Raw genomic sequence first — 19,696 nt, 5'->3', positions numbered from 1 at the left:
CATGCTCCGAACCCTTCGCCACCACGACGGCACCCCCTTCCGCGACCTCAACCACAACGGGACCATGGAGCCCTACGAGGACCCCCGGCTCCCGATCGACGAGCGGGTCGCCGACCTGCTGGGCCGGATGACGCTGGAGGAGAAGGCCGGGCTGATGTGCTGCGGCCGGATGATCCCCGGCAACGGCGCCCGGGTCCCCACCGGGGCCGAACTGATCGGCGAACGCGGCATCAACACCTTCGGGTTGACCACCATGCCCTCGCCGGTCGAGACGGCCCGGTGGAACAATCACGTGCAGGACCTGGCCGCCGCGACCCGCCTCGGCATCCCCGTCACGCTCGCCTCCGACCCGCGCCACGGCTTCACCGAGAACCCGGCCACCGCGTTCACCGGCGGCGCGTTCAGCCGAGGGCCCGAACCGATCGGCCTCGCGGCCACCGACGACCCCGCGCTCGTCGAGGAGTACGCCGCCGCAATCTCGGCCGAACTGCGCGCGGTGGGTGTGCGGGTCGCGATCCACCCGATGGCCGACCTCGCCACCGAGCCCCGCAAGCCGCGCACCAGCGGCACCTTCGGCGAGGACGCCGACCGGGCCGGACGCATCCTGGCCGGCTACATCCGGGGCATGCAGGGCGAGCGGTTGGGCCCGGCCAGCGTGGCCTGCATGACCAAACACTTCCCCGGCGGCGGACCCCAGGAGGGCGGCGAGGACCCGCACTTCGCCTACGGCACCCGCGCCGTCTATCCGGGCGGCAACCTCGACTACCACCTGAAGCCCTTCGAGGCCGCCTTCGAGGTCGGCACCGCACAGGTCATGACGTGCTACTCGATCCCGGTCGGCACCGCGCTCGCCGAGGTCGGCTCCTCGTTCAACCGCGACGTGCTGACCGGGCTGCTGCGCGAACGGTACGGCTTCGACGGCGTGGTGTGCAGCGACTTCAACGTGCTCACCGGCATGGAGATCCCCGGCATCGTCGCGCTGCCGCCGCGCAGCTGGGGCGTCGAACACCTCACCCTCGCCGAGCAGGCGGTGCTGATGCTGCACGCGGGCGTGGACCAGTTCGGCGGGGAGACCCGATCCGACCTGATCGTCGACGCGGTACGCTCCGGCGCCGTCGACGAGGCGCGGATCGACGCGTCGGCCCGGCGCATCCTGCGCGACAAGTTCCGCCTCGGCCTGTTCGACGACCCGTACGTCGACCCCGAGGCCGCCGAGCGGGTGGTCGGCCACCCCGCGCGCGTCGAACTCGGCCGCCGGGTGCAGCGACGTTCCCTGGTCCGGCTCACCGGAGAGCCGTTCGCGGACACGCCGGGGCGCCGGCTGTACGTGGAGAACATCGACCCGGAAGTCGCCGCCCGCTACGGCACGGTGGTCGAGCGCGTCGAGGACGCGGACCTGGCCGTGGTCCGGATCGACGCCCCGTACGAGGTCCGCGAGGGCCTGCTGGAACGCCACTTCCACGCCGGATCCCTCGACTTCCCCGCCGCCGAGGTCGACCGCCTGCGCACCCTGTGCGCGACCGTGCCGACCACCGTCGACGTCTTCCTGGACCGCGCCGCGATCCTCACGCCGCTCGCCGACTGCGCCGCCGCGCTGCTCGCCGACTTCGGCGCCGACGACGACCTGGTCCTTGACGCGGCCTTCGGCCGCGCCCCGACGCCCGGCACGCTGCCGTTCGACCTGCCGTCGTCGATGGAGGCCGTGCTGGACTCCCGCGAGGACGTGCCCTTCGACACCCGCGACCCGCTGTTCCGCTGCGGCCACCCGCATACGACCCGGTGACGGGCCGGGACACCGGCGGTCAGGAGGGGGTTCGGGACGCGCGACGGGGGACCTCGCGCGTCCCGGGCCCGGCACAGGGCGGCGTGGCGGTGTGGGGGATGGCCGCCGCGGTGAGTGCCGCCGCGAGGGCCGCGGCGGCGGCGAGGGCGAAGACGATGCGGTACGCGTCGAGCGAGGCGTAGGTGCCGCCCGCCGCGTCCCCCGGGCCCGCCGGCACCGTCGTGGTGACGGTGGTCAGCACGACGGCGACCACGGTGCTGCACAGGGCCTGGCCGATGGTGCGCATCAGCACGTTCAGGCCGGTCGCCGCCGCCGTCTGCGCGGCCGGTACCGCCTGGATCACCAGGGTCGGCAGGGCCGAGTACACCAGCCCGGTCCCGACCGAACACATCGTCGCCCCGGCCGTGATCGTCCACATCTGCTCACTGGTGAAGACCCGCACCACATAGGCCGCCGCGATCACCAGGGCCCCCGCCACCAGCGTCAGGCGCGCCCCGCGCGCGGCGGACAACCGGGCCGACACCGGCGACATCACCACCATCGTCACCCCGCCGGGCAGCAGGCACAGGCTCGCCACCAGCGCGGACGCCCCCAGGCCGTACCCGGTGCCCTCGGGCGCCTGGACCAGTTGCACGGTGGCGAGCCAGTTGGCGTAGAAGGCGAATCCGGTCACCAGCGCCGCCAGATGCGGCAGCAGCACGGTCCGGCGGGCCGCCAGGCGCAGATCCACGAGCGGTTCGCGCACCCGCAGCTGATGCCGGCCCCACAGCGGCAGGACGAGTACGCCGGTCGCGCCGACGCCGAGCACCGCCGGGCTCGTCCACCCCCAGTCGCCGCCCTTGGACACCGCGAGCAGTACGCCCACCAGGCCGGTGGTCAGCAGCAGCGCGCCGACCACGTCGAACCGACCCGGCGTGCGGACCGACGAGCGCGGCAGCACCCACCACGAAAGCGCCGCGCCGAGCGCGCCCAGGCCGGTGGTCACCCAGAACAACACGTGCCAGTCCGCGTGCTGCACCACGATCGACGCCAGCGGCAGCCCGGCCGCCGCCCCGATGCCCACGGTCGAACTCATCAGCGCGACCGCCGAGCCCACACGGTGCGGCGGCAGTTCGTCGCGCAGGATGCCGGTCGCCAGCGGCACCACGGCGGCGGCGGTGCCCTGGAGCGCCCGCGCGGTGATCAGTACGCCGATGTCGGTGGTCAGCGCGCACAGCGCCGAGCCCACCGTCATCACCACGAGCGCGCCGACCAGGATGCGGCGTCTGCCGTACATGTCGCCGGCCCGCCCGAGGACCGGGTTGAGCACCGCGCCGGAGAGCAGCGTCGCGGTCAGCATCCAACTCACCGTGCCCGGCGAGGACCCGGTGTCGCCGGGAAGTGCGGGCAGCAGCGGCACGATCACCGTCTGCATGAGCGCCATCAGGACTCCGCCGAAGGCCAGGGTCGGCACCATCAGACGGGAACGAAGGCCGGATGAGGGTACTGCGGTCGGCACGCGGCGACTCCGGGATCCGGGGGCCGCCAGCTGACCTGACGACCCGTCAGATCAGTTCTGTCACGAACTCCTCCGGAACGCCGGCACACGTGACGGACGTCGCACCACGTGGCACCACGTCGCACGCGGGAGTCGAGTTCGAAATCGCGGACGAAAACCTCTTGCCCAATGGTCAAGAAACGTTGACCATTACTCACATGCCTACGGATGATCTTCCCGAGACGTTTCACGTCACCACCGACGAGCAGTTGCGCGCCGTCTCCAATCTCACGCGTCACCGAATCATGGCCGTGCTCCGCTTCGAGCCGGCGACGATCACCCAGATCGCCGAGCGGATCGGCCTCGCGAAAGGCAGTTCCAGCTATCACGTGCGGCTGCTGGAGCGGGCCGGCCTGGTGAAGGTGGTCCGGACCCGGAAGGTGCGGGGGGTGACCGAGCGCTACTACGCGATGGCCGCGCGGTCGATCGTGCTGCCGGACCCGGGCGAGGGCGGGCCGGATGTGCTGATGCGGCACGCGGTGGCGGACCTGGAGGAGTCGCCGGCGGCCGGCGAGCGGCATGTGCGGATGGCGCATCTGCGGCTCACCGAGGAGCGGTTCGCGGAGCTGGGGGCGCGACTGAACGCCCTGGCGGACGAATACCGGGAGTTGTCCGATCCGTCGCTGCCCGACGTGTCGCTCGTCTTCGCGCTGTTTCGCCCCGCGTCGCGCGAGCGGGCCGAGGGGGACGCCAAGTGACCTCGGACAGGGGGAAGTTGCCGACCGGGTTCGGCCGGTTGTGGACCGCGCAGACGGTGTCCTCGCTCGGTGACGGGGTGTCACATGCCGCCCTGCCGCTGCTCGCGTTGACATTGACCCGGGATCCGATGGCGCTGGCCGTCGTCACGGCCGCGGGCACGCTGCCGTGGCTGCTCTTCGGGGTGCTCGGCGGTGCGCTGGTGGACCGCTGGGACCGCCGGCGCACGATGTGGGTCGCGGACACGGCGCGCGCGGTGTTGCTCGCGATACCCGCGGCGGCGGCCGTGCTCGGCGTGCTGAGCATTCCGCTGCTCGCGGTCGTCGCCTTCCTGCTCGGCCTCGGCGGACTCTTCTTCGACACGGCCGCCACGGCCTATCTGCCGGAGCTGCTCCGCCGCGACCCCGCGCTCCTGGAGCGCGCCAACTCCCGCCTGCGCGGCACCCAGACCGCCGCGTCCGGCTTCGCGGGGCCGCCCGCGGGCAGTGCGCTGCTCGCGCTCGGGCGAGCGGTGCCGCTGCTCACCGACGCGGTGTCGTTCCTGCTCTCCGCGCTGCTCGTACGGACGCTGCCCGCCATGCCCCGACCCGAGCCGGAGGTCCGCGAGTCGCTGCTGCGGCAGGCGCGCGCCGGGGCCTCGTACGTCTTCCGGGACCGACTGCTGCTCGGGCTCGCGCTCCGCCCGGCGATCGGGAACATCGCCTTCGTCGCGGTGGAGACCGTGCTCGCCCTGTTCGCGCACGACCGCCTCGGCATGGACACCTACGGCTTCGGCCTGCTCCTGACGGCGGAGGCCACCGGCGGCCTGCTCGGCGCGGGCATCGCCTCGTCCCTCGGCCGACGACTCGGCACCGGCACCGCGCTGACCTGCACGGCCGCCGTCGAGGGGTTCGCCGTCCTGGGCCTGGCCGCCGCGCCGAATCCGTACCTCGCCGGCCTGGCGCTCGCCGTCTGCGGCGCGGGCATGGGCGCCACGATGGTGCTCGGCCCCTCCCTCCGGCAGGCGATCGTGCCCGCCCACCTCATGGGCCGGGTGGCCTCGACCTCCCGCATGCTGGGCATGTGTGCCGCCCCGTTCGGCGCCTTCCTCGGCGGGTGGCTGGCCACCGGCTACGACGTCCGCACCCCGCTGTACGCCGCCGCCGGTCTCCTCCTGACGATGACGGCCGTCACCGCGTCCATGACCGACAACCGCCGGGTCGAGGCGGCACTGCGCGCCGCCGTCCCCGTCGAGGTGTGATCCCGTCATCGAGTCGCGGCCGGGTGTGCCGTGGGGCCGCGCGCGGCGGGGCCGGCCGGTCAGGCCCCGCGCCCGCCGGCCGTGTCGTCCGCTTCCCGGGATCCGGCTTCGCTCAGGCGCAGCGCCAACGGGAGGACGAGCCACCAGCCGAGGAACCAGATCGCCGCCCCCGACGTGAGCACGGCCGCGGTGACGGGGCCGGTGGCCACCCGCAACAGCAGCAGCAACGAGCAGCCGATGGTGCAGGCCAACAAGCCCACCCCGAGAGGGACAAGGCGGTTGGCCACGTGGACCAGTCCGGGCTTGCGGCCCAATCCCGCGACGGCGCGATGCACCGAGACCACGGACACCAGGACCCCCATCGAGGCCGCGCCCAGCACCACGGCGGCCACGTACAGGCCGTTGTCGAAGTCGCTCAGGGTGGCGAACTTGGGGGTGAACACGACGCTCAACAGGAAGCCGAACAACACCTGCGCCCCGGTCTGGACGACCCGAACCTCCTGGAGCAGTTCGTTCCACCGTCGGTCGGCCCGCTCGTCCGCGCTCTCGTTCCGGCCGTCCTGTTCGCGCATGCTGTCCCCTCGTCGGTCTCGCGTTTGCGTGGGGGACGACTTCCCCGACCATCGCGAAGGCACACGGGTTCGACCGCCGGATCGTGCCGCGCGACCACGAGTTCGATCCCGCCCGGCGGGCAACTGCCGTGTCGGGGCCGCGAATTCGTCGCCGGGATCGATCGCGCGCCGGCTCGGAGGGCCGGCCGGGCCGGGGCGCGGCACGGCGCACGCGTCGAGTGCGACCGGCGGCGGAACGGGCCGTTCCGGCTTCGTGTCGAGAATCCCGGAGGCGGCCGGCCGGGGCGTCGGTGGTTCGCACAGGATCGGGGGGTGTTCTTCGTGCACGGCGACGATCCCCCGGTTTCCGGCCACTGCCTACCGTGATCGTCCGCAGCGGCGCAGGCCGCACTCCGAGGAGGTTTCCCGTGACGGGACGATCCGAACTGCCGGGTACACCGCCCGCAGACAGCCGATGGACGCCGGCCGCCGAGTCGGGTGCGATGCGCGGCACCGGGCACGCCGGCGCCGAGTTTTTCCCGATGACCGAGTGTTTCCCGGAAGGCGCGAGATGAGACGCGTCTCGCGAGGGGTCGTGGGGACCCTCGTCCTGGGTCTGCTCGCCGCCGGTTGCGGCGGCAGCGGCGACGGGGGCGACGCCGGTGCCGGCGACACGATGACCGTCGGGGTCACTGCCGACCCCGGTGGCCTGAATCCGCTCACCGCGCTGAACGCGAGCGCGTTCATGCTGAACCGCTTCTCCTACGACGGGCTGGTCAACATCCAGCCCGACGGGCGCGTCGTCTCCGGTATCGCCGAGACGTGGACGACCGACGCGACCACCGCGAGCTTCACCCTCAAGCGCGGCGTGACGTGCGACGACGGTACGCCGTTGACCCCGTCGGCGATCGCGGCGCAGTACGCGTACGTCGCCGAGCCGACCAACGCCTCGCCCATGCTCGGCATGATCGTGCCCACCGGCCTCACCGTCTCCGCCGACGACGCCGCCGGCACCCTGACCCTGAAGACCCCCGAGCCCACCCCGTTCCTGCTGCGCAACGCCGCGACGCTGCAACTGGTGTGCCCCTCCGGCCTGCGCGCGCAGGGCAAGCTCGACCATGCCTCGGACGGCACCGGTCCCTACCGGCTGACCGAGGCCGTACCGGGCGACCACTTCACCTTCACCAAACGACCGGGTTACACCTGGGGGCCGGACGGCGTGGACAACGCCCGCACCCCGGACCGGGTGGTCTTCAAGGTGATCGGCAACGAGTCCACCCGGACCAATCTGCTCCTGGGCGGCCAGTTGGACGTCACCACGGTGGTCGGCCCCGACCGGTCCCGACTGACGGCGGCCGGAATCAAGTCCACGGCCATGCAGGACCCGCTCGGCCAGTTGTTGTTCAACGAGGATCCGAACCGGGTCACCGCCGATCCGCGGGTGCGCCGGGCGCTGGTCACGGCGATCGACCTGCGGCAGCTGGGCGCGGTCGCCACCGGCGGCAAGGGGGTGCGGCCGACCCGGCTGGGCACCGCGATGTCCCCGCCCTGTCCGACCGACTCGGTCACCGCCAACCTCCCGACCCACGATGTGGACGGCGCCGCCGAGCTGTTGCGCACGGCGGGGTGGCGCAAGTCCGATGGGTACTGGACCAAGGACGGCCGGCAACTGTCCATCGAGGTGCCCTATCCGGGTCTGTCGGGCACCCAGGTCGTCGCGGCGGCCGAGTTGGCGGTCAAGCAGTGGAAGTCGTTCGGCGTGAAGGTCACCCCCCGACCGACCACGCCCGCGACGAAGGTGTCCACGCTGATGGCCGGCCAGTGGGACGTGGCGTGGGCGCCGCTGTCGCTGAGCACGCCCGACCAGATGCTCCCGTTCTTCTCCGGGACCAAGCCGCCCGAGGGCCTCAACTTCGGGTCCGTACAGAACCCGGAGTACCAGCGCCTGACGGCGCTCGCGATGGCCAAGCCGGACACCTCGGGCTGCGCCGAATGGACCGCGGCGGAGGAGGAGTTGATGAAGCGGATCGACGTGATCACCTTCATGGACAGCAACGTCCCCTACTTCACCCGGGGTTACGCGTTCGAGGTCGACGGCGGCGGTTTCCTGCCCACGACGCTGCGGCGCGCCGACGCGCGCTGACCGCTCGCGCGGGCGCGGCCGATTCGCGGTCTCTCCTTCGTGACCTCGTGCAGACCGCGTCGTTGGGATGTCGTACGCCACGTCTCCCGGGACGGTTCGCAGGTCGCAGCGTCGTTGTGGCGGCGGCCGGCACGTTCCGGGAGGCACGGCCGACGTACTCGGCACGGAACACGAAGGACGAACACGACCATGACCACCCTGGCAACGCATCCACCCACCCGGGCGACCCCGGCGGCGTCGGTACCCGAGTTTCGCACCCAACGGCGCACGCGGGTCTCGGATCTCGACCGTTTCGGCCGCGTGCACAACCTCTCGCTGATCCGGTACATCGAGGACGCGCAGGTGGAACTCGCCGCCGCCGGGCAGCCGGACGAGCGGGTATTGGATGTCGGGTGGTCGGTCGTCCAGCGCGACACCACGTTCCTGGTTCCGGTGCCGATGCTCGCCGAGCCGGTGGGTATCGCCACCACGGTCGCCCGGTTGGGCCGGTCCGAGATGACACTGGCCACCCGGATCGAGCACCGGGGCGTGGTGCACGTGCGCTCCCTCGACCGGTTCCTGGCGTGCGACCACCACGGCATGCGCCGCCGGTTGGACGATGGCGAACTGCGGTGGTTGCGGCGGTGGATGGTGGGCATGCGGGGGATCGCGCTCGGCGTCGGCGGGCCGTGGCGGCAGGGCCGACCCGCGTGAGCGGCGCGGCGGTCGGGCCGGGTGTGTCGACCGCCGCGCCGATTCGGGTCAGGCGGTGGCGAGGGCGACCTCGGTCGACTTGAGCAGGGCGCTCACCGGCGTACCCGCCGTCAGGCCCAAGTCCCTCGCGGCCTCGACGGTGACGACGGCGGTCAGTTCGCCGTCCGCGACGGCGACCTTGACGCCGGCCATCGCACCGCCGAAGGCGACCTCGACGACCGTGCCGGGGATACGGTTGCGGATGCTCAGCCCGTCGACGCCGCCGGTGGCGAGCGAGACCTCGGTGGACTTGATCAGGGCCAGGACGGCGCTGCCTTCGGCCAGGCCGAGGTCGCGCACCGCGTCGACCGTGACGGCGGCGGTGAGTTCGCGACCGGAGCCGAGCCGGACCTTGACGGCGGCCATCACCTCACCGGTGGTCACCGAGACCGTGGTGCCCGGGAACTGGTTGCGGATGCTGAGCGACATGCGGACACACCTGGATCCCTGATCGCCGGAAGCCGATCTCCCGAACACGCGACCCTCACCCTAAACGGGACAAATCACCATCCCGGGACAGACACGAGGGGCGCACCCCGGATACCACCCCCAGGGCGGCGGTCCGGCCGGGCCTACGCCCGACGCCCGCCTCGCGGCCACGCGTTACCGCGACTGGCTCCGTGCGGGCGCGTAGGCGACGCGGCGCCGGCGCGGCCGGGCGGGAACACGGGTCGGAGGTAGTGTTTCGGTGCGGTCCGGTGCGGCGACGTCGCCGCGATTCCCACCGCGGGCCGGACCCGCGACGAGGAGGACTCATGTCGAAGCCGCCGCTGCCCGAACAGGCCATCACGATGCTGCAAAAGCCCAACCCGGCCGTGATGACCACGCTCCGGCCCGACGGCCAACCCGTCTCCACCGCGACCTGGTACCTGTGGGACGACGGCCGCATCCTGATCAACCTGGACGAGGGCCGAAAGCGGCTCGATCATCTCCGCAACGACCCCCGCGTCTCGCTCACCGTGCTCGACGAGGGCAACTGGTACACGCACCTGAGCATCGTCGGCACCGTCGAGGACATCCGCGACGACAAGGACCTGGCCGACATCGACCGGTTGTCCCGCCACTATGGCGGGCAGCCCTACCCGCAGCGGGAACGGGCCCGGGTCAGCGCCTGGATCCGGATCGACCGCTGGCACGGCTGGGGCACGCTCAAGGACAACGACCAGGCGGGCGGCAGCCGGAACGTGTCGGAGTAGCCGACCCGTTCCCGGGCCGGCACGCCCGGCGGCGGCCCCTGTCTCCCCCATTCGGGACAGGGACCGCCGAGGTGCGGATGGACGGGACCGGCCGAGCCCGAACAGCGGCATCCCGCCTTCCCGCACAAGCCACGCGCTCTGCCGACCGTGCGCGCTCCGGGAGAGCTAACTCCCTTGGGGAGCAGGCGGGTTGCCCGGCGGCGGCCAGCCGTGGGCGAGGATGTCGAAGACCGCATCGACGGTGGCCGCGGGATCCTGCCGGCCGTGCGCCAGGGTCGGGATCTCCAGCACGAATCGGGCCAGCGCCAGACACCCGATGTCGTCGTGGTCCACGCCGAGTTCGTCGGCGATGGCCGCGCCGAGGGCGTCGGTGTGCCGGGTCCACATACGTTCAGCGTACGCGCGCAGCGCCGGCGTCGAGTCCACCAGGTGACTGAACCCGGCGGCCTGCGGATGGGTCACGACGGCGAGGAAGTTCTCCCGGACGTGCCCCCGGAGGGCATCGAGGATGCCCCGACCGGCAGGCCGCTCCCGCACCGCGGCGACCAGGTGCGCCTCCCGGTCCTCCTCCTGGTCGAACACCAGCGCCTCCTTGCCGCTGAAGTGCTTGAACACCGTGGTCGTGGACACATCGGCCGCGTCGGCGATGTCCCGGATGCTCACCCGGTCGTAGCCGTGCTCCAGGAACAGTTCCAATGCGGCATCGGCGATCGTTTGCCGAGTGGCCGCCTTCTTGCGTTCGCGGCGGCCGGCAGGGGGGACGGTCATGGGTTGAGTGTATCCGATGGTTGCATCGATCCCTAAGTTGACTCATTGCACTTTTGAACTTAGTTTGCTTTCGTGAGGGCGGCGGGTGAGTCCCCCCGCCTCCGTGCCCGTTCGGCCGACAGCCCTCTCCTCGGCGAAAGGAACCCCCATGAACTCCCCCGCACCCGCCCACGCCCGGATCAGCGTCATCGGCGCCGGACCCGGCGGGCTGACCTGCGCGCGCATCCTTCAGCGGCACGGCATCGCGGTCACCGTCCACGACCGCGACCCGGGCCCCGACGCGCGCAACCAGGGCGGCAGCCTGGATCTGCACGCCGACAACGGCCAGATCGCGCTGCGCGAGGCCGGCCTGCTCGACGAGTTCTTCGCCCTGGCCCGTCCGGAGGGCCAGGAGATGCGCAAGCTGGACCCGAGCGGGCGGATCATCTCCCATCACATCCCGGCCGCCGACGAACTCTTCAAGCCGGAGATCGACCGCGGCCACCTGCGCGCACTGCTCCTGGAGTCCCTGCACCCGGGCACCGTGCGCTGGGGCCACGCGCTCGACACGATCGACGGACCCGCCGACGGGCCCCGGCTGTTGCGCTTCGCGGACGGGACGACCGTCGAGGCCGATCTGGTCATCGGCGCCGACGGCGCCTTCTCCCGGGTGCGCCCGGCGATCTCCCCCGCCGTGCCCGCCTACATCGGGATGGGTTTCCTGGAGGCCCACTTCTCCGACGTCGAGCGGCGGCACCCCGAGATCGCCGCACTGGTCGGCCGGGGCAGCGCCGCCGCGGCCGACGGCGAACGCGCCATGTTCGCCCAACGCAACAGCGGCGACCACATCCGCGTCTACCTCATCCGCCAGGTCCCGGTCGACTGGATCGCCGCGAGTGGGCGCACCGTCGAGGACACCGAGGGCATCCGCGCGCTGCTCCTCGACGAGTACGCCGACTGGTCGCCCGGCCTGCGGCGCATGCTCACCGACAACGACGGACGCTACGTGGACCGGCCGCTGTTCGCGCTCCCGGTCCCGCACACCTGGGCGCACCACCCGACGGTGACCCTGCTCGGCGACGCCGCCCACCTGATGCCCCCGCTGGGCGTCGGCGTCAACCTCGCCATGCTCGACGCCGCCGAACTCGCCCTCGCGCTCGCGAGTGCCGCCTGCGTCGCCGACGCGATCCGGGCGTACGAGAAGACCATGCTCCCCCGGTCCACCGCGATGGCCGAGGCCCTCGACGGCGCCGCAGCGGGCCTGCTGTCCGCCGAGGACTCCGACGACGACCGGCCCTGAGCGGGCGACCCGATCTCCCGGGTAGCCGAACCGGACCTGCGCGGAGCCGTGCGGCGCCTCAGCGCCGGCGGGGGCGGTGGATGGCGGCGACGAGGGCCGCGGAGGCGACGACGAGCAGGGCCACGAATACGGGATGGATGTCCTTGGACAGGCTCTGGGCGCCGTCGGGGCGCACCAGCCAGACCGTGAGCGGGACGGCGAAGGCCACCGCCACGAGCGCGGCCGCCGCGCGCACCGACCGGTCGGCGACCCGGGTGAGCGCGCCGATCAGGGCGATGGCGACCGGAACGACGGCGATCAGGGCGAATTGGGCCAGGACCATGACGGGGACCAGCCAGGCGGAGATGGTGACCGCCCGCGGGATGCGCCGGTCGGTGGTGGCGGGCGAGACGGAGGTGGCTGACATGACGTTCCCCTCGTTGACTTAGCAGGCTTGCCTTTCGTTATAAGTTATAACGCTCGTAAGAGTATAGAGTCAAGAATGTTCGTGACACCCTCTAACTTCGGAGACCACCCATCAGGCGCGGGGCTCGGGCTGTGCCGGGCGGGATCCGGCCGGCATCGTCGGAGGGCCACGGATGTTCCGTGCTTGGTCGAGGAGAGGAATTGCTTCGTGTCACAGCAGCAATGGAGCGCCGTGGACGGATACTTCACCGATCTGCTCGGCGCCGACGACGAGGTGTTGCGGGCCGCGCAGCGGGAGAGCGACGCGGCGGGTCTGCCGCCGATCGCGGTCACCGCGCACCAGGGCAGGCTCCTGCATCTCCTGGCCCGGATCCGGGGGGCTCGGCGCATCCTGGAGATCGGCACGCTCGGCGGGTACAGCACCATCCATCTCGCGCGGGCACTGCCCGAGGACGGCCGGCTGGTCACGCTCGAATACTCGCCGCACCACGCCGAGGTGGCCCGGGCGAACATCGCGCGGGCGGGCCTGGCCGATCGGGTGGAGGTCCGGGTCGGGCCGGCCCTGGAGACGCTGCCGATCCTGGATGCCGAGGGCGGCGAGCCGTTCGACCTGGTGTTCATCGACGCGGACAAGGACAACTACCCGCACTACCTGGAGTGGTCCCTGCGGCTGGCCCGGGTCGGCGCGGTGATCATCCTGGACAACGTCGTACTGGGCGGCGCCGTCCTCGACCCGGCGGCGGGCGGCGTGCGCGCCCAGGGTGTGCGTACGACCCTCGAACTGCTCGCCAAGGATCCCCGGCTCGACGCCACCGCCGTGCAGACGGTCGGCGACAAGGGGTGGGACGGGTTCGCGCTCGCCGTGGTCACGGGCTGAGCACGGCTTCGGCGCGGTGGGCCCGGTCGTGGCCGCCCACCGCGCCGACGCGCGTTACACCAGCGCGTGTGCCTCGTACCGGACGGTGTTCGCGCTGCGCATCGCCGCCGCGACGGCGATGGTGCGATTGAGCCCGGCGTACCGGGCGTCGCCCGTCTCGAAGCGGCAGACGAGCCGGAAGTAGTAGCTGCGCGGATCCACGTCCTCGCCCCGCCGCAGTCGGGCCATGATCTCGGGCGGGCCGTACCGGAGTCCGGTGGTGGTCAGGTGGATCAGCGCCTCGTCGTCGGTGCGCAGGGTGTAGCGGGTGTCGATCTCGGCGGCGCCGTCGGGGTGCACGATCTGCCAGTCGCCGCCGCCCGGGAGGATGTCCCCGCGCAGCCGTGGGCCCTCGAAGGAGCCGCCGATGATCGGGATGATCCGGCGCTCGCCCCAGGGGGTGGCGCCGAGGTCGAGCATGGCGTCCAGGTCCACCCGGAAGCGGGCGAGGAAGCTGAGCTTCGGCGAGGGCGAGGGGTAGGGCGCCGCGTTCGGGTCCGGCTCGACCCCGGAGGGGTCCGCGTTCACGGCCGGCTCCCCGTGTCGACGGTGTACGACGCGCGTTCGTTGAGGAGCGTCGGGTCGAAGCCGGCGACGCGTTTGTAGCCGGCCGCCGCGTCCTCGCGTTCGGCCGGGGTGAGCACGTCGTCGATGTCCGTGAAGCCCTGCGGCGCCCGTTCGTGGACCAGGCGCATCACGATCTCCGGCCCCAGGTCCCGGTTGGCCAGCTGGATGGCGGTCGTCGCCGGTCGGCGGTCGGCCTCGTAGCCGGCCAGCGCGTCGTCGATCGGGTGCGTGGCGAGCCGCCACGCCAGCACCCGCGCGTCGAGGACCGCCTGCGAGGCGCCGTTGGACCCGATGGGATACATCGCGTGCGCGGCGTCGCCGAGCAGCGTGACCCGGCCATGGGTCCAGCGCGGCAGCGGATCGCGGTCCACCATCGGATACTCGTAGACCGCGTCGGCGGCTGCGATCACCGAGGGTATGTCCAGCCATGGGAACCGCCACTCGCCGAAGTGCCGCAATACGTCGGCGGGTTCGGCCCTGCGGTTCCAGTCGCCGGGGGCGGGCGGCGGGGTGTCGAGCGGGCGTTCGGCGATCCAGTTCAGCAGGAGATCGCCGTCGGCGTCCGGCTCGGGCGTGAGCGGGTAGGCGACGAACTTCTCCGTCCCGTCGCCGGCCATGATCATGGACCGCCCGGAACGGAACGCGGGCGCGCGGGTGGTGCCGCGCCACAACACGAGGCCGTTCCACGGCGGCGCGCCCTCCCCGGGGAAGAGCTGCCGGCGGATCGCCGAGCGGATCCCGTCGGCGGCGATCAGCACATCGGCGTCGAGCGACCCGGCGGCGGTGTGCACGCGCACCCCCTGCGGCAGGTCCTCGTACGAGGTGACCGGCCGTCCCGTGCGCACCGCGTCGGCGCCCAGGCGTTCGCGCACCGCGTCCAGGAGCATCATCTGGAGGCCGCCGCGATGCACCGAGTACTGCGGCCAGCGATACCCGGCGCCGAGCCCGCGCGGCTCGGACCAGATGGCCTGGCCGAATCGGTTGAAGTAGGCCAGCTCGCCGGTCGGCACGCCCAGTGCGGCCAGTCGGTCGGCCAGGCCGAGTTCGGTCAACTCGCGTACGGCGTGCGGCAATACGTTGATGCCCACGCCCAGCGGGCGGATCTCGGCCGCCGCCTCCAGGACGGTGACGTCCGTGATTCCCGCCGCGTGCAGCGACAGCGCGGCGGTCAGACCGCCGATTCCTCCCCCGGCGACGATGACGCGCACGAAGGCCTCCCGGAGCAATAGATTGTTTCAGCCATAACAACTTTGCTCATCCTGGGGGCAAGGACCGGATTGCGCAAGGAGCCTTGGCAGGATGTGCGCCATGTGCAGGATGGGCACGACACACCCGCACCACCCCACCCACCGAGCGAGACGGAACGTATGACGCCGCGCGCGACACCCCCCGCCGAGCCGACCCGACTGCCGGACGTCCGGTACGCCGACCAGGCGCGCGAACGCATCGTCGAACTGGCGCCGGACACCGACCCCGGCGCGTTCGACCTGGGCTACCACCTGCTGCACGTGGCGTATCTGCTGGTCGCCGACCTCGAGGCCACCGTGCATCGGCCGCGCGGGTGGACCCTGCCGGGCTTTCGCATCATGTTCAAGCTGTGGATACTCGGCCCCACCCAGCCGGCTCGGCTCGCCGAATTGTCGGTGTTGTCGCGCTCGGCGCTCACCAACGCGATCAACACCCTGGAACGCGACGGCCTGGTCGAGCGCCGGCGCGTCGCCGAGGACAAGCGTGCGGTCCTGGTCGCCCTGACCGAGCAGGGCCGCGCGTCGATCGCCGAGGCGTTCGCCGCCCACTCCCGCCGCGAACTGGACTGGTTCGCCACCCTGTCCGAGCCGGACCGCGACCTGCTCGCCACCCTGCTGCGCCGCCTGGTCACGGGCCGCCCCACCGCCCCCGCACTCGACTGAACGGCTCCGCGCGGCGGCGCGAGAGCGTCCCCGCCCGTCCCTCGTCCCGCGAGGGTGCGAAGGACGGGCCCGCGCGCACCCTCAGGCGGGGACGTCGGTGAGGCGGCGCAGCGTGAACGGCTCGGCCAGGATCTCGTCGAGGACGGCCGCGACGTGCGCGAAGTGGGGCAGCGTGAAGTGGTGTTCCAGGGCTGCCGCGTCGACCCACTCCTCGACGATGACCATACGGTCGGCGCGGGTGGGGTGGGTGTACGGCTGGTAGGCGATGCAGCCCTCCTCGGCCAGGGACGGGGCGATCATCGCCTGGAGTTCGTCGCGCAACCGCTGCTCGTGGCCGGGCTTGGCGGTGAACGTGGCGATGAGGGTGAGGGTGTTCGACATGGGGTGACTCCTGCTTTCGTGGTCTCGATGCCTGGTGGTGCCTCGTTGCGGCGTGGTCTCCGCCGGTGGACGATGTCCATCCTGCGGGTTCCGCGAGGGGGCACCCAGAGCCCTGTTCGACCCGGGTCGGCCCTGCCTGGGTCTGCCGGAACCAGGCTGCGGCGGGGCGCCCGACGGCGCCCGACGGCCGTATCGGAGACTGGTGATCATGGATCGTGCACGGCAGCTCAGCGAGTTCCTCAAAACCCGGCGGGCCCGGCTGGATCCGGACGACACGGGGGCGGGCCGGTTCGGCGGCCGGCGCCGCGTCCCGGGGCTGCGCCGCGAGGAGTTGGCCCAACTGGCCGGGGTGAGCGTCGACTACTACACCCGTCTGGAACAGGGTCGGGCCCGCAACGTCTCTCCCGAGATTCTGGACGCGGTGGCCGACGCGCTCCGGCTCGACGTCGACGAGCGGGCGCACCTGCACAATCTGGCCAGGCCCGCCGACGCCCGCACGTCGTCGGATCGGCCGCAACAGGTGGGGCCCGAGCTGCGCCAGGCCCTGGAGGCGCTCACGCTCGCCCCCGCCTACCTGATCGGGCACCGGCTGGACGTCCTGGCCTGGAACGAACCGGCCCGTGCCCTGATCGCCGACTTCCCCGCGATCCCGGTCGCCCAGCGGAACATGGCCCGCCTGGTATTCCTCGACCACGCGGCCAGGACGCTGTACCCCGACTGGCAGACCAAGGCCCGGGACACCGTCGCCAATCTGCGCCTCGACGCCGGTCGCCGGCCCGACGACCCGCGACTTGCCGCCCTGGTCGACGAACTCACCGACGCCAGTGAGGACTTCCGCCGGTTGTGGGCGGACCACCACGTCCGGGCCAAGACCCGGGGGCGCAAACGGTTCGTGCATCCGCGACTGGGCGAACTCGCGCTCGACTACGTGGCCATGCGCGCTCCGGACGACCCCGACCTGACCCTGATGATCTACAGCGCTCCCGCCGGCTCCGAGACCGCGCTCGCGCTCCGCCTGTTGACCGAGCCCGCCGTCGTCACGCACCGTCCGCGCCCGGGCGCCGAGCGTCTTTTGGCGGAAGACCCCAAACGGCGTGGTGAAATTCGGACCCCACGACGGAGATCGACGACCGGGGGCCGGTGAGAATCGGGGTTGTTGTTCCCCCGAGAAAGGCCGGGTCGACCGTGAACGAGGCAGAGCGAGACCCGGTGCGCGCGCTGCGGTTCCGGGACGCGGGGCACCGGGTGGGGCGGTTCGCGACGGGTCCGCACAACACGATCACCGACGTGTCGGGCGTGCTGGTGGGGCATACGACGCTCGTGGACGAGGCCGAGGGGGTGCGCTCGGGGGTGACCGCGATCGTACCGACGGCGATGCGGGAGGCCCGGTCGTTGGCGGCGGGGATGTACCTCGGCAGCGGCCACGGGAGGTCGGTCGGGGTCACCCAGATGGTGGAGCGGGCCGAGTTGGCGACGCCGATCCTGCTCACCTCTACGCCGAGCCGGGTTTCGGATCGCCCGGACGGGCCGGTGGTCGGCGGGATCGACGACGCGTGGCCGGCGCCGGTGGTTCGGCGGCCGCTCACCCGGGAGCACGTCTCGGCCGCGTTGACGGGCGCGCACGCCGGTCCGGTCGAGCTGGGCAGCGTCGGCGGCGGCGCGGGGGCGTGTGCCCTCGGCTTCAAGGCCGGCATCGGGTCGGCGTCGCGCCGGGTCTCGCTCGGTACCCGGTCGGCGACCGTGGGCGCACTCGTCCAGGCCGACATGGACGGGGAGTTGCGCCTCCTCGGGCGATCGGTGACGCCGGTCGGCCTGGGCCTGGCGAGTGCCGGACCGGCCGCCCCGGACAGCTCCTGCGTGGTCGTACTGGCCGTCGATGTCCCGTGCACGGCACGGCAGTTGTCCCGCATCGCGGCCCGCGGCGTATTCGCCCTCCGCCGCGTCGGCGCCGCGCTCGGCCGCGGCAACGGCGACTACGGCCTGGCCTTCTCCACCGCCTCCCAGGGCTCCCCGGCGGACCTCGAACAGGCCCACCTGGAAACCCTGTTCACCGCCGCCATGGACTGCGTCGAGGAAGCCGTGATCGACGCCCTGCTCGCCGCCCGCACCATCACCACCCCCACGGGCCGCAAGGCCCACGCCCTCCCCCGCCACCTCATCCGGACCTGATCCCACCGGATCTCACCGGATCGACCTCACGAGCCGCGTGAACCTTTTCGGGGCAGGGCCCGACTTACCCGGCGAGAGCGGTGGGAGCCGCTCGGTGTGTGCTGGGGTGAGGAGGGTGGATGGACGTGGAGTCGGATGCGGATACGGCGGACGCGGCGGACGCGGATACGGATGTGGGTTCCGGCGACGAGTTGTTGGTGATTCGGTGTCAACTGGGTGAGCGGGAGGCGTTCACCGAGTTGGCGGAGCGCTGGCACGGGCCGCTGTGGCGGTACCTGCGGGGCATGGTCGAATCCGCCGGTGTCGCCGACGACCTTGCCCAGGAGACCTGGGTCGGGGTGCTCCGGGGGCTGCCTCGGCTGCGGCAGCCGGAACGGTTCGTGCCGTGGTTGTTCACCATCGGCCGACGGACCGTCATGAACCACCTGCGGCAGACGTATTCCGCCCGGGAGGTGGCCGCCGAGGAGGCCGGGGAACGGGCCGACGACGAGATTTTCCCCGACGGCGTGCTGGATCGTATGGCGATCCGCAGCGGCCTGGACGGACTGCCGCCGAAGGAACGTGAGGTGCTGATCCTGTTCCACCTGGAAGACCTCCCGCTCGCCACCTGCGCCGCCGTGCTCGACGTGCCGGCGGGCACGGTCAAGAGCCGACTGTCGCGCGCACGCGGCATGCTGCGGGAGATTCTGATCGAAAGGGGCGATCACCCGTGAACCACGACGGCCACACCGACCACCACGACCGGGACGCCCGGGACGACGACCGGAAATCCGTTCCGCTGCCGCCCGATCTGCGCCGGGTGATCGCCCGCGAGACCTCGCTGCGTTCGCGCCTGCGCGACCTCGCGGTGGGGCTGGCCGGCGGATGCGGCGCGGCGTTCGTCGCGCTGCTGTGGGCGACCGAGCCGCACGCCCTGCCGGCCCGCACCCGCGTCGCGTTCGCCGCGCTGATCGTGGTGGGCCTGGCCTGGGCCGCGTTCGGCACATGGGCGCTGACCGCCCGCCGACCGCTGTACGGCCACGACGAGGTGGTGGGCGGCCGGATCGCCCTCGCCGCGACCACGGCGACCACCGTCGGCGGCACCGCCCTCGCCGCCGCGCGCGGCGGCCCCGGAGCGGCCCTGGCCACCGGCCTCGCCGGCGCCGCCCTGGTCGTGTTGGCGGCGGGCCTCCTGTACCGCGCCCACACCCGCCGCCGCATCCTGCTGCGCCGCCGTCACGAACTCCGGGAGGGAACGGGGTAGACGTCGATCCATGCCGACGGAAGCCGAACGGAGTCTTTTTCGGCGGACCCGTCACACTCCCGGGCCGCGAAACGTCATACCCTCCGAGAGCCGGATCCGGATCGTATTCCGGTTCTCGCGGTCGCCGAAGGTCGATGTCGGGTAGGGCCCGACCTTTGGCTCCCGGGGAGCGGGCAGTTG

The 19,696-nt window shown here is 72.3% G+C and carries 21 protein-coding genes; 13 read left to right on the top strand and 8 right to left on the bottom strand.

What is annotated here, in order from left to right; genetic code table 11:
* Position 1 precedes the first annotated feature (1 nt).
* Positions 2-1,783, top strand: coding sequence for a glycoside hydrolase family 3 protein (locus tag ACMXN5_RS44155; protein ID WP_439680498.1), 1,782 nt, complete (start codon positions 2-4; stop codon positions 1,781-1,783).
* Between the two features lie 19 nt (positions 1,784-1,802).
* Here ACMXN5_RS44155 and ACMXN5_RS44150 read toward each other — a convergent pair whose 3' ends face one another.
* A complete protein-coding gene (locus ACMXN5_RS44150) occupies positions 1,803-3,239 on the bottom strand; it encodes an MFS transporter (protein WP_439680497.1) in 1,437 nt (478 codons plus the stop codon).
* A gap of 239 nt (positions 3,240-3,478) precedes the next feature.
* Between ACMXN5_RS44150 and ACMXN5_RS44145 the strand changes: the two genes are divergently transcribed.
* The gene (locus ACMXN5_RS44145) at positions 3,479-4,018 is read left to right on the top strand and encodes an ArsR/SmtB family transcription factor (protein WP_439680496.1); all 540 of its coding nucleotides are present in this window, start codon (positions 3,479-3,481) and stop codon (positions 4,016-4,018) included.
* Positions 4,015-5,256, top strand: a complete 1,242-nt coding sequence (locus ACMXN5_RS44140) for an MFS transporter (protein ID WP_439680495.1) — start codon at positions 4,015-4,017, stop codon at positions 5,254-5,256. Before ACMXN5_RS44145 ends, ACMXN5_RS44140 begins: the two co-directional genes overlap by 4 nt.
* Positions 5,257-5,315: 59 nt before the next feature.
* Here the strand turns inward: ACMXN5_RS44140 and ACMXN5_RS44135 are convergent, their stop codons facing one another.
* On the bottom strand, positions 5,316-5,828 hold the full coding sequence (locus ACMXN5_RS44135) for a DUF6328 family protein (RefSeq protein WP_439680494.1): 513 nt from the start codon (positions 5,826-5,828) through the stop codon (positions 5,316-5,318).
* Between the two features lie 574 nt (positions 5,829-6,402).
* On the opposite strand from ACMXN5_RS44135, the gene ACMXN5_RS44130 reads away from it, so the two are divergent.
* Together ACMXN5_RS44130 and ACMXN5_RS44125 are read left to right on the top strand one after the other, a co-directional pair.
* Positions 6,403-7,950 carry an ABC transporter substrate-binding protein gene (locus tag ACMXN5_RS44130; protein WP_439680493.1) on the top strand — a complete coding sequence of 516 codons (1,548 nt, stop codon included), beginning with the start codon at positions 6,403-6,405 and terminating at the stop codon, positions 7,948-7,950.
* A gap of 189 nt (positions 7,951-8,139) precedes the next feature.
* Positions 8,140-8,643, top strand: coding sequence for an acyl-CoA thioesterase (locus ACMXN5_RS44125; RefSeq protein ID WP_439680492.1), 504 nt, complete (start codon positions 8,140-8,142; stop codon positions 8,641-8,643).
* 48 nt (positions 8,644-8,691) lie between these two features.
* On the opposite strand, the gene ACMXN5_RS44120 is transcribed toward ACMXN5_RS44125, so the two are convergent.
* Positions 8,692-9,111, bottom strand: a complete 420-nt coding sequence (locus ACMXN5_RS44120) for a TOBE domain-containing protein (RefSeq protein ID WP_439680491.1) — start codon at positions 9,109-9,111, stop codon at positions 8,692-8,694.
* Between the two features lie 326 nt (positions 9,112-9,437).
* On the opposite strand from ACMXN5_RS44120, the gene ACMXN5_RS44115 reads away from it, so the two are divergent.
* Entirely contained in the window at positions 9,438-9,878 is a 441-nt protein-coding gene (locus ACMXN5_RS44115) for a PPOX class F420-dependent oxidoreductase (RefSeq protein WP_439680490.1), read from the top strand.
* A gap of 165 nt (positions 9,879-10,043) precedes the next feature.
* On the opposite strand, the gene ACMXN5_RS44110 is transcribed toward ACMXN5_RS44115, so the two are convergent.
* Positions 10,044-10,646 (bottom strand): TetR/AcrR family transcriptional regulator, encoded by a 603-nt coding sequence (locus tag ACMXN5_RS44110; RefSeq protein ID WP_439680489.1) that lies wholly within the window; start codon positions 10,644-10,646, stop codon positions 10,044-10,046.
* A 148-nt stretch (positions 10,647-10,794) separates the two neighbouring features.
* On the opposite strand from ACMXN5_RS44110, the gene ACMXN5_RS44105 reads away from it, so the two are divergent.
* Entirely contained in the window at positions 10,795-11,925 is a 1,131-nt protein-coding gene (locus ACMXN5_RS44105) for an FAD-dependent oxidoreductase (protein ID WP_439680488.1), read from the top strand.
* 58 nt (positions 11,926-11,983) lie between these two features.
* On the opposite strand, the gene ACMXN5_RS44100 is transcribed toward ACMXN5_RS44105, so the two are convergent.
* Positions 11,984-12,331: a hypothetical protein gene (locus ACMXN5_RS44100; protein WP_395792267.1), complete on the bottom strand. Its 348-nt coding sequence runs from the start codon at positions 12,329-12,331 to the stop codon at positions 11,984-11,986.
* Positions 12,332-12,538: 207 nt separating this feature from the next.
* On the opposite strand from ACMXN5_RS44100, the gene ACMXN5_RS44095 reads away from it, so the two are divergent.
* Entirely contained in the window at positions 12,539-13,207 is a 669-nt protein-coding gene (locus ACMXN5_RS44095) for an O-methyltransferase (protein WP_439680487.1), read from the top strand.
* A 54-nt stretch (positions 13,208-13,261) separates the two neighbouring features.
* Here the strand turns inward: ACMXN5_RS44095 and ACMXN5_RS44090 are convergent, their stop codons facing one another.
* Entirely contained in the window at positions 13,262-13,774 is a 513-nt protein-coding gene (locus ACMXN5_RS44090; RefSeq protein WP_439680486.1) for a DUF3237 domain-containing protein, read from the bottom strand.
* Positions 13,771-15,021, bottom strand: a complete 1,251-nt coding sequence (locus ACMXN5_RS44085; RefSeq protein ID WP_439680485.1) for a flavin-dependent oxidoreductase — start codon at positions 15,019-15,021, stop codon at positions 13,771-13,773. Before ACMXN5_RS44085 ends, ACMXN5_RS44090 begins: the two co-directional genes overlap by 4 nt.
* Positions 15,022-15,180: 159 nt before the next feature.
* On the opposite strand from ACMXN5_RS44085, the gene ACMXN5_RS44080 reads away from it, so the two are divergent.
* Complete coding sequence (locus tag ACMXN5_RS44080; protein ID WP_439680484.1) at positions 15,181-15,723, top strand: MarR family winged helix-turn-helix transcriptional regulator; 543 nt, start codon at positions 15,181-15,183, stop codon at positions 15,721-15,723.
* Between the two features lie 81 nt (positions 15,724-15,804).
* Here the strand turns inward: ACMXN5_RS44080 and ACMXN5_RS44075 are convergent, their stop codons facing one another.
* Complete coding sequence (locus ACMXN5_RS44075; RefSeq protein WP_439680483.1) at positions 15,805-16,104, bottom strand: putative quinol monooxygenase; 300 nt, start codon at positions 16,102-16,104, stop codon at positions 15,805-15,807.
* A 208-nt stretch (positions 16,105-16,312) separates the two neighbouring features.
* On the opposite strand from ACMXN5_RS44075, the gene ACMXN5_RS44070 reads away from it, so the two are divergent.
* The 4 genes from ACMXN5_RS44070 (at position 16,313) to ACMXN5_RS44055 (ending at position 19,516) form a co-directional block, all read left to right on the top strand.
* Positions 16,313-17,248 carry a helix-turn-helix domain-containing protein gene (locus tag ACMXN5_RS44070; protein ID WP_439680482.1) on the top strand — a complete coding sequence of 312 codons (936 nt, stop codon included), beginning with the start codon at positions 16,313-16,315 and terminating at the stop codon, positions 17,246-17,248.
* A 41-nt stretch (positions 17,249-17,289) separates the two neighbouring features.
* Entirely contained in the window at positions 17,290-18,273 is a 984-nt protein-coding gene (locus tag ACMXN5_RS44065) for a P1 family peptidase (RefSeq protein WP_439680481.1), read from the top strand.
* 119 nt (positions 18,274-18,392) lie between these two features.
* A complete protein-coding gene (locus ACMXN5_RS44060) occupies positions 18,393-18,986 on the top strand; it encodes an RNA polymerase sigma factor (protein ID WP_439680480.1) in 594 nt (197 codons plus the stop codon).
* Positions 18,983-19,516 (top strand): transmembrane transport protein, encoded by a 534-nt coding sequence (locus tag ACMXN5_RS44055; RefSeq protein ID WP_439680479.1) that lies wholly within the window; start codon positions 18,983-18,985, stop codon positions 19,514-19,516. Before ACMXN5_RS44060 ends, ACMXN5_RS44055 begins: the two co-directional genes overlap by 4 nt.
* Positions 19,517-19,696 lie beyond the last annotated feature (180 nt).

Origin of the sequence: Embleya australiensis, assembly GCF_051903075.1 — a bacterium.
Lineage (GTDB): Bacteria > Actinomycetota > Actinomycetes > Streptomycetales > Streptomycetaceae > Embleya.
Note: the sequence above shows the minus strand (reverse complement) of the source record. Positions and strands in the feature narration are given on the sequence as shown.

Coding starts and splice junctions, on each gene's coding strand:
- ACMXN5_RS44155 (WP_439680498.1), top strand. CDS start 2: ATGCTCCGAACCCTTCGCCACCACGACGGCACCCCCTTCCGCGACCTC.
- ACMXN5_RS44150 (WP_439680497.1), bottom strand. CDS start 3,239: ATGGTGCCGACCCTGGCCTTCGGCGGAGTCCTGATGGCGCTCATGCAG.
- ACMXN5_RS44145 (WP_439680496.1), top strand. CDS start 3,479: ATGCCTACGGATGATCTTCCCGAGACGTTTCACGTCACCACCGACGAG.
- ACMXN5_RS44135 (WP_439680494.1), bottom strand. CDS start 5,828: ATGCGCGAACAGGACGGCCGGAACGAGAGCGCGGACGAGCGGGCCGAC.
- ACMXN5_RS44125 (WP_439680492.1), top strand. CDS start 8,140: ATGACCACCCTGGCAACGCATCCACCCACCCGGGCGACCCCGGCGGCG.
- ACMXN5_RS44120 (WP_439680491.1), bottom strand. CDS start 9,111: ATGTCGCTCAGCATCCGCAACCAGTTCCCGGGCACCACGGTCTCGGTG.
- ACMXN5_RS44115 (WP_439680490.1), top strand. CDS start 9,438: ATGTCGAAGCCGCCGCTGCCCGAACAGGCCATCACGATGCTGCAAAAG.
- ACMXN5_RS44110 (WP_439680489.1), bottom strand. CDS start 10,646: ATGACCGTCCCCCCTGCCGGCCGCCGCGAACGCAAGAAGGCGGCCACT.
- ACMXN5_RS44105 (WP_439680488.1), top strand. CDS start 10,795: ATGAACTCCCCCGCACCCGCCCACGCCCGGATCAGCGTCATCGGCGCC.
- ACMXN5_RS44100 (WP_395792267.1), bottom strand. CDS start 12,331: ATGTCAGCCACCTCCGTCTCGCCCGCCACCACCGACCGGCGCATCCCG.
- ACMXN5_RS44080 (WP_439680484.1), top strand. CDS start 15,181: ATGACGCCGCGCGCGACACCCCCCGCCGAGCCGACCCGACTGCCGGAC.
- ACMXN5_RS44075 (WP_439680483.1), bottom strand. CDS start 16,104: ATGTCGAACACCCTCACCCTCATCGCCACGTTCACCGCCAAGCCCGGC.
- ACMXN5_RS44070 (WP_439680482.1), top strand. CDS start 16,313: ATGGATCGTGCACGGCAGCTCAGCGAGTTCCTCAAAACCCGGCGGGCC.
- ACMXN5_RS44060 (WP_439680480.1), top strand. CDS start 18,393: ATGGACGTGGAGTCGGATGCGGATACGGCGGACGCGGCGGACGCGGAT.